An 11,028-nucleotide genomic window follows, 5' to 3' on the forward strand; every position below is an offset into this window, starting at 1 on the left:
GCGGCACTTGCAGCCTTAGGCAATATCCCCGTACATTCTACGGTGATGTTATCTGATAGGAGCGATCTTGAATTAGGTGATGAAGCACAAGCGGCGATCTTACGTCAGGCTAAGCATACTGAGCAGCTCAATCTGCCTACCGTGACAGAAACCTATGCAGGTTATGAAATGGAGGCTCTACCCTCAGCTAATCACGGGGAATGGACTTTTTATCCGATCGTAGCAGGTACTAGTATTGAAGAAGTACTGGCAGAATTGAATGTCACCACCCACTTAGCTGCTTTAATGGCTGATCCTGACAATGAAAAAGTTTTGTCTAATTTACAAACTGGCAATAAAGTTTTCATTCAAGTCAGTGAAGAGACTGTAAAACAAATTATCTACGCCACCGGCAAACGCACGGCTTATATTATTTCATTGCAAGATGGCAAATACCTAGGGCGTTGGGATAATGAAGTGTTTGAAGAGCAACACAATCGGGTCGCCTTCACCGTGCACAATCCCTTCCATTATGAAGCCAATAAAGCGGGGTTACCTATTTCGATCACGCGCCAACTGAGCAAAGTGTTTAAAGAGGATGTCGACTTTCGGCAAATTGCCATTGGTGATCAAGTCAGCGTTATTTTTGAAGACTTCTTTTATCAAAGTGAGCGTATTTTCTCGCAAAATATCCTAGCCGCTGAATTTAATCATAAGGGTGAGGCCTATCAACGGATTCGCTTTCAATTAGCGTCTGGCAAAACCCGCTATTTGCGCCCTGATGAAGAAACTGAGTTAAAACAAGTGGCGTTTAACCGTTTACCACTGAAAGGCGCGGGTCGTTTATCCTCCGGTTTTGGCTCGCGAGCTCATCCAGTCTTCCGTTTCCGCCGTATGCACGCTGGAACAGATTTTGCCGCACCTTATGGCACGCCTATTTATGCAACGGGTGATGGTACTGTACAGTATGTAGGGCGCAAAGGTGGCTATGGCAAAGTGATTGAATTAAGTCATGGTGATGGTATCAGCACACTCTATGGGCATATGTCTAATTATCAAAAGGGTTTAGCTAGTGGTAACTCTGTTAAACGTGGCGACGTGATTGGCTATGTGGGATCTACAGGGACTTCAACGGGTAATCATGTGCACTACGAATTTAAAATCAATGGTGCCCCACAAGACCCCATGTCAGTCGCCTTGCCAGAAAAAGGCGTGTTAAGCCCTGTTGAAATGAAAAACTTCAAAGAGCATGCGCGTAATTTAACCAATCAACTGATTAAATTACGTGAAACAGCGGCTATTGAGCGTAATGTGCGCCGCGAGTTTGGTGGCTAAACTTAAACTGCAAACTGAGCACAGCTCCGTCTTAAAAAGAGGCTAAGCTAAATCAGCCTCTTCAATCCAAGCCATTTGAATCGCCTCGAGTATTTTCTCGTTAGAACGTTCGGGTTGATCCGCAAACTGACTTAAACTCACTACCCAAGCATGTAAATCCGTAAAACGGATATAGCGTGGGTCAACGGCAGGATGAGCTGCTAACAGCTCAATGGCGATCTCAATAGTATCTGTCCACTTCAATGTCTCGATCATCTTTTCAACCCTGCTCTTGTTTTCTTAATGCGAACCTTCTGACACCATATTGATGGTGTATTTAGGAATCTCGATCACTAAATCCTCGCTCCCAACCAAAGCTTGACAGCTAAGCCGTGAATCAGGGTCAACGCCCCAGGCCTTATCTAGATAATCTTCTTCTTGCTCAGTCGCCTCGACCAATGAGGATAGGCCTTCACGAATATATACATGGCAAGTCGTACAAGCGCACGATTTTTCACAAGCATGTTCGAGTTCAATGCCATTGCTTAGGGCTGCATCACAGATACTGATGCCTGCATCGACTTCAAATAATGCCCCTTCGGGGCATAAAGTATCGTGGGGTAGAAAAATTAATTTTGGCATGGACGCTTAAATCCTGTCTCTGCTGAAAACTCGTCTAGTTTATGACCGGCCATTGCCGCTCGCACAGAGGCATTCATCCGCCGTGCCACATAAGCTTCTGCGGCTTGCTCAAGCGCTTGAATAGCTTGATGGATAGCCTCTACCTGCTCACTCGCACGTGCAGTGACTAACTCAGCACGCTTCATTAAGAGCTGTTGATACTCTGCGGGTGTCAACAGCTGCTCACCATCAGCTTGCAAGGCTGAATCTAAAGCCTCTAATACGCGATCTGCATCGACTTGCTGCTCACGCAAGCGCCGCGCCTCCATATCGACCCGCGCATATTGCATCGAATCACGCAGCATGGTTTCGATTTCATGATCGCTTAAACCATAAGAAGGCTTGACTTCAATCTGAGCACTGACACCTGTGGACTCTTCTCGAGCACTAACACTTAAAAGGCCATCGGCATCCACTTGAAAGGTCACTCGAATCCGTGCTGCACCCGCGACCATCGGCGGAATCCCCCGTAAAGAAAAGCGGGCGAGTGAGCGACAAGCGTCCACGGTTTCACGTTCACCTTGCAACACATGAATCGACATCGCCGTTTGTCCATCTTTAAAGGTCGTAAATTCTTGAGCGCGAGCCACTGGAATCGTGGTATTCCGCTGAATAACCTTTTCAACCAGACCACCCATCGTTTCTAAACCGAGTGATAAAGGCAGGACATCCAGCAGCAACATATCTGCCTCGGGCTTATTACCCGCCAAGATATTCGCCTGAAGTGCTGCGCCTAAAGCCACAACTCGATCTGGGTCAAGCTCGACTAATGGCTGACGCTCAAAAAAAGCCCCCACCTGCTCACGGACTACTAAGACCCGCGTCGAACCACCGACCATGACGACCTCTTGGATTTGCGTTTTTTCTAAACCCGCATCCCGTAACGCACGCCGACAAGCGATCAGCGTTTTTTTCACCAGTGGAGCAATCAAGTCATTGAACTGCATACGAGTCAACTCGCCTTGCCAAGTACCTAATTGCACGGCAATAGCTGCTGTACGACTTAATGCTTCCTTAGCCTCACGGGCAGTGACTAAAGCTTGGCGTAAAATCTGTGCATCCTCAGTGGCTACTAACCCCGCTTGCTGCAACAGCCATTCAGCAATAAGGTGATCAAAATCATCGCCACCTAAAGCCGAATCGCCTCCCGTCGCTAATACTTCAAACACGCCTTGATGCAAACGCAAAATTGAAATATCAAAGGTTCCACCACCGAGATCATAAACCGCAATCACTTTGCCATCGGCACTTGCTGTATCTTGCCGATCTAAGCCATAAGCCAGTGCAGCAGCCGTTGGTTCGTTTAATAACCGATAAATAGGCAAGCCTGCTAATTTTGCAGCATCCCGAGTCGCTTGACGTTGAGCATCATCGAAATAAGCTGGCACGGTGATGACTGCACCGGCTAACTCGCCACCTAAACTGGCTTCGGCACGCAGTTTTAGTACCCGCAAAATTTCAGCAGCGACTTCCACCGCTGTGACTGCACCGGCCTGCGTTTGAATCCGTGCTACCTTTGCCTCTCGATCAAGGATTTGATAGGGTAATTGCCCGCTGAGGGTTTGTAGCTCCTGCGCAGACCGACCCATCAGGCGCTTAATAGAAGCGATGGTATTCAAAGGATCAGACAAGGCGTGTTGTTTAGCAGCCCAACCCACCTCAGGTGTAGCCTCTGCTTGATAATGCACAATAGAGGGCAGCAAATGCTGGCCTGTAGCATCCGCTAAGGTATCGGCAACACCACTGCGTACCGTCGCCACCAAAGAATGGGTCGTGCCTAAATCAATACCGACGGCTAAGCGATGCGCATGCGGTAGCGTAGCCATTCCGGGTTCAGCAATGTGTAGCAAAGCCATTAAGCTTCATCCTCTAAGCGCTCTAGGCGGCTTTGAGCATCTTCCCGCAAGCGCTCATAAAAACGCATTTTAAGCCAAGTCGTTTTCGCTTCTGTATAAGCTTGTGCTTGCCAAGCCTGCGCAAAGTGCTGCTCTAAATCTTGCAACTCAGCCTTTAAGTTTTTTGTAACCTGCTCTAAAGCCGCTAAAGGTTCGGCAGCTTCCTCAGCCGTTTCAATGGCTTCGCGCCATTCAATTTGCTGCATTAAGAAAGCGGTATCACTTAGCGTATCGCGCTCATCATTGAACTTAAGCCCAGCTCGTTCTAATAAATACCGCGCCCGCAGACGCGGCTGGCGCAAAGTACTATGCGCTTCATTTAAGAAAGCAGTCACTTGCACCGCCAACCGTCTTTCTTGCTCAGAAGCCTGTGCATAACGATCGGGGTGATAACGGGCTTGAAGCTCACAAAAGCGCTGCTTTAGCAGTGCAGAGTCAAGTTCAAATTGTACTGGCAAGCCAAACAGGGCAAACCAGTCACGCGGCAAATCCTGTAACATAGCGCCCACTTTAATTAGACCGTAAAGCTTTCGCCACAACCGCAGCGGGCTTTTTCATTCGGATTCGTAAACTTAAAACCTTCGTTCAAGCCTTCACGGGTGTAATCTAGCTCAGTACCATCCAGATAAACCAAGCTTTTCGGGTCGATAATGAGCTTCACTTTACCCACCTCAAACACCGTATCACTCGCCTCTAGCGTATCGGCGAACTCCATCGTGTACGCCATCCCTGAACAGCCGGTCGTTTTTACCCCTAGACGCAGGCCCATCCCCTTACCGCGTTTAGCTAAAAAACTTTCCACCCGCTCAGCGGCTTTTTCAGTCAGAGTGATTGCCATCGCTTAGCCTTGTTGCTTGGTCTGATAGTCTTCGATCGCTGCCCGAATCGCATCTTCAGCTAAGACCGAGCAATGAATCTTCACCGGTGGCAATTCTAATTCAGCAGCAATATCCGTATTTTTAATCTGTTTGGCTTGCTCTAAGGTTTTACCTTTCACCCATTCAGTTAATAGGCTAGAAGAAGCAATCGCTGAACCGCAACCATAGGTCTTGAACTTGGCATCTTCAATCACGCCGTCAGCATTCACTTTAATTTGTAACTTCATCACGTCGCCACACGCGGGTGCACCTACCATCCCCGTACCGATTTGTAAATCCGCTTTATTGAAGCTGCCGACATTGCGGGGATTTTCGTAATGATCAATAACCTTTTCACTGTACGCCATATTTCACCTCAAAAATTAATGGGCTGCCCATTTTACAGTACTTAAATCAATGCCTTCTTGGTGCATTTCCCATAAAGGTGATAGCTCCCGCAAATGATTCACTGCTCGATGCAAACTGACTAAGGTTTGCTCAACCTCATCGAGCGTAGAGAAGCGGCCTAAAGTCATGCGTAATGAGCTATGCGATAGTTCATCACTACGCCCTAAAGCACGTAAGACATAACTCGGCTCTAAACTCGCACTGGTACACGCTGAACCGGACGATAAAGCGAGATTTTTTAACGACATGATTAAGCTTTCGCCTTCCACGAAATTAAAACTCACGTTTAAATTGCCCGCAATGCGCTGCTCTAAATCACCATTTAGATAAACTTCATCAATATCTTGCAAGCCGTGCCATAACCGATCACGCAACATACGTAAGCGCTCGTTTTCAGCCGCCATATCTAGTTTAGCGATACGGAATGCTTCACCCATCCCGACAATTTGATGAGTCGGTAAAGTCCCTGAACGCATACCACGCTCATGCCCACCCCCATGCATTTGCGCTTCAATCCTTACCCTTGGCTTGCGGCGTACATAGAGAGCACCAATACCCTTGGGGCCATAGACTTTATGCGCAGAAAAGCTCATCAGATCAACCGGCATCGTTTCTAGATCAATTTCGACCTTGCCTGCACTTTGCGCAGCATCAACATGAAAAACAATTTTATGCGCCCGACAAATTTCGCCGATGGCTTTAATATCTTGAATCACGCCAATTTCATTATTCACGTGCATCACGGAAACCACGGTCGTATCAGGACGAATCGCGGCTTGGAATTTTTCTAAATCCAGTAAACCATTCGGTTCTGGGTCTAAATACGTGACCTCAAAACCCTCGCGCTCTAATTGGCGGCAGGTATCGAGTACGGCTTTATGTTCAGTTTTGACCGTAATAAGATGCTTGCCCCGGCGCTCATTAAAATGAGCAGCCCCTTTAATCGCTAAATTATCTGATTCAGTGGCTCCACTAGTCCACACGATTTCTTTGGCATCGGCATGGATTAAAGCAGCGACCTGAGCACGTGCCTCCTCAATCGCTTCTTCAGCTGCCCAACCAAAGGCATGGCTGCGGGAAGCGGGATTACCAAACACCCCATCCATCGTCAGATATTGCATCATTTTTTCAGCAACACGCGGATCAACGGGCGTTGTTGCAGAATAGTCAAGATAAATAGGTGCTGACACTCGGCTCATAGCTGATAACACTCAAACTTTAAAAAACTAACTAAATTAATGAGGGACTGAGGATAAGAACTCAATTTTTTGCTTTTGGCGTTGCGCTGTTTCTTTCACTTCCGCCCGTGCGGTCATATCGGCGAGGGTAATTTCCGATAAGAACAGACGAATTTGATTACTTAAATCTGACCATAAATCATGTGTCAGACAGCGTTTATTGCCTTGGCAATCACCTAAGCCACCACAACGGGTCGCATCGACACTTTCATCGACGGCTGCAATAATATCAGCAATCGCAATTTTTGCCGGATCACCACTCAGTTGATAGCCACCCCCAGGACCACGCATACTAACCACTAAGCCCGCACGACGCAATTTTGAGAATAGCTGTTCTAAGTAAGATAACGAAATATCTTGACGCTCCGAAATTTCCGCGAGGGAAACAGGTTCGCCCTCGTTGTGCAGTGCTAAATCCAGCATTGCAGTCACCGCATAACGACCTTTGGTTGTCAGTTTCATGGTATTAGCTCCATTAAGATGAGCACATGCTAGCAATAGTTGATGAAATTAGTCAAGTATTGCTAGCAATATATCAAAGTCGAAGATTGCCAGCAGATGACTACAGTGCTCGCATATGCTAGCAAATAGAAAGGATGAACTATGGTAAGTCTGAGTATCCGCCGCCCGAGATACAGTGCAGGTCGTGCCAGCATATCTGCCAGTGATTTGAGCAATACACTGGAATGAAAATCCCTTGCCCCACGGTGCGAGTGAGTTCCTTCACTAGGCTTTGCTCATCGTCACTCAGGTTCTGCGCTTGCACGAAGCCTCAGCGTTCTTCATGCACACGGAAAGCAAATTCAGGATCAAGGGTTTCGCAATGGACATCCCATAGCAGCTTGTCCAATTCTGGGTAGAGCTTTCGGTTGATGGTAGTTGGCATGGTGATGTTTCTGCTTTGCTGGTGTTTTCATGAGGATAGCAGCAAAACGGATGTCGCGGCTGCGGGCAAGCAATTCGTCGAAATAGTTGCCACCGCTGCGTTTGAGGTACTCGTCGTTCAGTGTGAAACCTTTGACCAAGTATTCACGGTTTTCTGCAAAGATGTGGCGGATGTGGCGGGAAATCACCGACTTGTCACGCTGGAACAGGTCGCTCATGTCGGTGAGGGAAAGCCACACGGTTTCGTTTTGCAGGCGGACTTCGAGGCGGGTTTGTCCGTCGGGGGTTTGATAGAGGAGGAAGTTAGATTGTGGATTAAAGCTATCACGCATCGCTTTCTCTCCAGTTGCCCGGTCTAGAAATTACAATAGCATCAAAAACAGCATTAATGTTTCTCATGCCATCCTCTAAGGTACTATGATGTTGAACAGAAGCCGTATGATCCCAAACAAAAACAATCAAAGAGTCGAATTGAGTGTTGCTCTTGTTTTCTATATATAAGCACGCATCTTCTGCAATTTCTGCATTCAGTCCACTTAAACCAGACTGAGTTGAATCTCTCAAGTATTTAACTTCAATTATTACTCTTAAACTGGGAATCGCCAAATCTACACGAGGATGTTTATATCCTATGCTTTTTAAATATTCCTCATCTTGCAAGTCTGGAAATACTGGGCGCAATAACGACCATAATAATGACTGAACATGGTATTCATTTTGAACATCCCACTGTTGCTTTGATGATTTCTTCGTTTTTGCCGTGCTCTCCCAAGGCCATCTTTTTAAAGCTGACTCTACAGATCTGAGCATTTTTGCAAGCCCATTTTTGTTTGTGCTTTCGAGGCTAATATTCGCAGATGTCGATATTAAATATTCTAGAGCAGCTAGATAGAAAATCGCTTGTTCTGGAGTAATTTTTTTTGTCGTTAAACATTCTTTGAAAACAGACTCTCGTTCTGATTTACTAAGGGTTTGTTCATATCTTTTACCTATTGCAGCTTTTATGATTAATGGTATGTCACTTTCATGGTTGAGTAAGAATCTGGCAAATAACAAAATGCTTTTTCTAATCGGCTCTGACTCATCTAAAAGGGTTTTGTTAATTATATCAAGCAGCCAATTATATTTATTTTTGTCATGCTCTAAAGAAACCATTCCGATGGCAACACTTAATATGGCCATTGGGTCTGCTTCAAATCCTGGCATAGCATGAGGAATAAAATAACGGCGACGCATAAGATGGCTAAGACCATCGGAGAATGATCTTGCCACTTTTTCATTTAATGCACATTTAATGGCAATAGCAGCTACTTCTTGATATGTCCAAATAGTAGCACTTTCGTCCTCCGGCAAATGAGGTATATCTTCAGAAATACCAAGCCACTGAGCTAGTAATCTGCCGTATAAATTATTGTCTGCTACTAACGACCTCAGTCTTTCTAAAGCAATATCAAATTCACTGTTAATCATAAAAACCACCTAGTTCGTCCTATCGGCCCAAGCATATCTTCTATAGACCATCCTGATATATCTTTTAGCATCAGTAGATTTTTAGCTATCAAATCAGAATATAATATTGTTATTGGAGTCGGCGATGGTAATAATGTTCTCCATGATAAACAGGAGAAGTCAAAAATTTGTCCAGCTAAATAATCTATGTCTCTAAAAGTGGAGTTATCATGAAGTTTAATTAATAAAGGAGAAGGATGGTTGTCAGTCCATTGTTTTAGCTCATTACTCCCAGTAAGTTGTAACAATACTTCATTATTAGAGAGCTTCACCATTAGACCTCTTTCTGGAACAAAAACTCCTTTTTTATGCCCATATGATTTAACACCTTCCTGACTTTCATCAAAGAGTAAGTAAGGATGGTCTTCTGTTACAGAAATGAAGGAAAAATCCACATATGGCAATTTAAGTTTTTCAACTAATTCTCGAACTGCGTTAATTTCAATGTAACTCAATGGTTTAAATACATGAAAGATAAGTCTGACTCTATCATATTCATTCCATCCATCTTTCATTTTAACATCAGTTATCGCTCTCTCCAAAGTGGATAGGAGTTCTGGCAAGTATTCTTCAAATAATTTCGCCCGAGTTCTTGATTCCAGAATGTATCTTCCATCAGAACTAAAAACAGTAGTTACTCCAATATATTTTCTGTATTTACCAAAGCGACTTTCTTTACTCGCGACATATGAGCCAATGCCAATGACAAGCTCATGACTTATAACTTGATGAACTGGTAAAACCCATGGTATTCCACCAACCTTGGCATAACATGCAACACCTATATTATTTATTGAATAGGCAAGATTTCTATCATTTTGCAAAATAGTTTCTAATTCAAATTGCTGAACTGCTATGTTTTTCGCAAGAAAAAAAGCTTTGCAGACTAAGTAAGGATTTTCATTTGATTGAAGCTCGTGAAAGGATTCATTGATTTGTATAAGTGTCAAATCCCAATGCCTTCCAATACTTGTTGCATGATCTATAGCTTCGGCACAAGCCATTTTATATGAAGATGACTTTTCTGATGGTGTTGTGAAAATTTGTATATATGGAATATCCAATCGAAATCTTTGAATAAATCCAATATCAGCGATCGTTGTCTGAATTCCATCTAGGAATTTCTTAATGAACTTTTCAACTTCCCCTTGATGTTTTGCTTGACAAATCACTGCAATATTCAATTTTCTAGAAGGGAATCTTTCCCAATTAACTGGTCCGTAACGATTCAGTCCTCGCTGATTCCAATTGTCAGTTTTATTGCCGGATGTGTCAAAAATCAAATACGGCTTAGATAAACTCTTACAACTAGGGAATGCTTCTGAGGCATTTGATATGAAATTTGAAGAAATATTAGCACTAAGTGCCTGTGGCATTTTATCTAATTTTTTTTCGAGCAAATAAATAAGTTTCGATGAGAGACTCAACTTTTCCTTAGGATGAAGTCTTTTCGCTGACTCACTAATGATTTTTTTGAAAAGATTATTTTCTCCTGCTCCTGTGATTTTATTTAATATCCTGACCAAATTAACCATGCTTGGTTCAATGTAAGCTTGATTTGCATCAAGAACCTCTTCTTTAGTGTTGCAATCATTCAAATGCAATACATTATTTTGAATGCTTTCAATTCTCCCTATTACCCGTCTGCTGTTCTTTTTCCTAACATAGCAACCAAGAGGATTGAAGCCGATATTTAACAAATTCGATATAGTATAATCAATGCTAACTCTTTTCTGTATGTCTATGACAATAACGGGTTTTTCTTGATCTCCAGATTCATTCAAAGTTCTTATGTCAAAAATAGCAGCAATTGACAATGCCAAATAATTCTCGGTATGTTCGTTATCTACTAAGCCGTTCAAAAGATTTGCATCATGTTTTGATGAAATATAAGTGATATACCTACCTATTCTGTGGTGCAAATGTTTTTCTTTCAATACAATAGACCTCTTGCGAAAATAATTATCCCCCAATCATCCGATTAACAAGAGCGGCGATCAACCGTAAGCGTAGCTCAAACCGTCGTCGCCGTCCTCGGTAAACCCCCTTCAGAATCCGAAAAATTTTCAGTGAGCGAATCCGATGCTCCACCTTGACCCGAACCTTGGCCAACCGCTGATTGAACTCCATTTGCTCCGGCTCTAAGTCTCGACCCGGCGGCTTTTTGAACGGCATGACCACAGAGCATCCCTCGACCCTGAACCCCACATAGCCCAGATCCACCGCACAGACGCTACCCGCCGGAAGATGATGAGCGTGGCG

13 protein-coding genes (1 of these 13 only partly in view) are annotated in these 11,028 nt (G+C 44.2%); 1 reads left to right on the top strand and 12 read right to left on the bottom strand.

Features of this window, described 5'->3' with window-relative positions; all coding sequences use genetic code 11:
- Positions 1-1,314: the 3' portion of a M23 family metallopeptidase gene (locus tag B5D50_RS19215; protein WP_078924269.1), read on the top strand. The gene continues 273 nt to the left of window position 1, outside the view; 1,314 of the gene's 1,587 nt are visible here — the last part of the coding sequence; its start codon lies beyond the left edge, outside the window; the stop codon is at positions 1,312-1,314.
- Positions 1,315-1,356: 42 nt separating this feature from the next.
- Here B5D50_RS19215 and iscX read toward each other — a convergent pair whose 3' ends face one another.
- From iscX to B5D50_RS19275, 12 genes are all read right to left on the bottom strand, one after another.
- Positions 1,357-1,569: a Fe-S cluster assembly protein IscX gene (gene iscX, locus B5D50_RS19220; RefSeq protein WP_078924270.1), complete on the bottom strand. Its 213-nt coding sequence runs from the start codon at positions 1,567-1,569 to the stop codon at positions 1,357-1,359.
- Between the two features lie 24 nt (positions 1,570-1,593).
- On the bottom strand, positions 1,594-1,935 hold the full coding sequence (fdx, locus tag B5D50_RS19225) for an ISC system 2Fe-2S type ferredoxin (protein ID WP_078924271.1): 342 nt from the start codon (positions 1,933-1,935) through the stop codon (positions 1,594-1,596).
- A complete protein-coding gene (gene hscA / locus B5D50_RS19230; RefSeq protein ID WP_078924272.1) occupies positions 1,923-3,830 on the bottom strand; it encodes a Fe-S protein assembly chaperone HscA in 1,908 nt (635 codons plus the stop codon). The genes fdx and hscA overlap by 13 nt, the downstream gene beginning before the upstream one ends.
- Positions 3,830-4,369 carry a Fe-S protein assembly co-chaperone HscB gene (gene hscB, locus B5D50_RS19235; RefSeq protein ID WP_078924273.1) on the bottom strand — a complete coding sequence of 180 codons (540 nt, stop codon included), beginning with the start codon at positions 4,367-4,369 and terminating at the stop codon, positions 3,830-3,832. Before hscB ends, hscA begins: the two co-directional genes overlap by 1 nt.
- Before the next feature lie 14 nt (positions 4,370-4,383).
- Positions 4,384-4,707, bottom strand: coding sequence for an iron-sulfur cluster assembly protein IscA (iscA, locus tag B5D50_RS19240; RefSeq protein ID WP_078924274.1), 324 nt, complete (start codon positions 4,705-4,707; stop codon positions 4,384-4,386).
- A gap of 3 nt (positions 4,708-4,710) precedes the next feature.
- Positions 4,711-5,094: a Fe-S cluster assembly scaffold IscU gene (gene iscU / locus B5D50_RS19245; protein WP_078924275.1), complete on the bottom strand. Its 384-nt coding sequence runs from the start codon at positions 5,092-5,094 to the stop codon at positions 4,711-4,713.
- A 15-nt stretch (positions 5,095-5,109) separates the two neighbouring features.
- Positions 5,110-6,333 (bottom strand): IscS subfamily cysteine desulfurase, encoded by a 1,224-nt coding sequence (locus B5D50_RS19250; protein WP_078924276.1) that lies wholly within the window; start codon positions 6,331-6,333, stop codon positions 5,110-5,112.
- 36 nt (positions 6,334-6,369) lie between these two features.
- Positions 6,370-6,834: an Rrf2 family transcriptional regulator gene (locus tag B5D50_RS19255; RefSeq protein ID WP_078924277.1), complete on the bottom strand. Its 465-nt coding sequence runs from the start codon at positions 6,832-6,834 to the stop codon at positions 6,370-6,372.
- A gap of 347 nt (positions 6,835-7,181) precedes the next feature.
- Positions 7,182-7,589, bottom strand: a complete 408-nt coding sequence (gene rhuM / locus B5D50_RS19260; RefSeq protein ID WP_078924278.1) for a RhuM family protein — start codon at positions 7,587-7,589, stop codon at positions 7,182-7,184.
- Positions 7,582-8,727, bottom strand: coding sequence for a PD-(D/E)XK nuclease domain-containing protein (locus B5D50_RS19265; RefSeq protein WP_078924279.1), 1,146 nt, complete (start codon positions 8,725-8,727; stop codon positions 7,582-7,584). The genes rhuM and B5D50_RS19265 overlap by 8 nt, the downstream gene beginning before the upstream one ends.
- A complete protein-coding gene (locus tag B5D50_RS19270) occupies positions 8,724-10,703 on the bottom strand; it encodes an argonaute/piwi family protein (protein WP_078924280.1) in 1,980 nt (659 codons plus the stop codon). Before B5D50_RS19270 ends, B5D50_RS19265 begins: the two co-directional genes overlap by 4 nt.
- Before the next feature lie 25 nt (positions 10,704-10,728).
- Positions 10,729-11,028 (bottom strand): transposase family protein (locus tag B5D50_RS19275; RefSeq protein ID WP_143594430.1); only part of this gene is annotated, 300 nt, incomplete at its 5' end.

The organism is Thiothrix eikelboomii, assembly GCF_900167255.1.
In the GTDB taxonomy this organism is placed as follows: domain Bacteria; phylum Pseudomonadota; class Gammaproteobacteria; order Thiotrichales; family Thiotrichaceae; genus Thiolinea; species Thiolinea eikelboomii.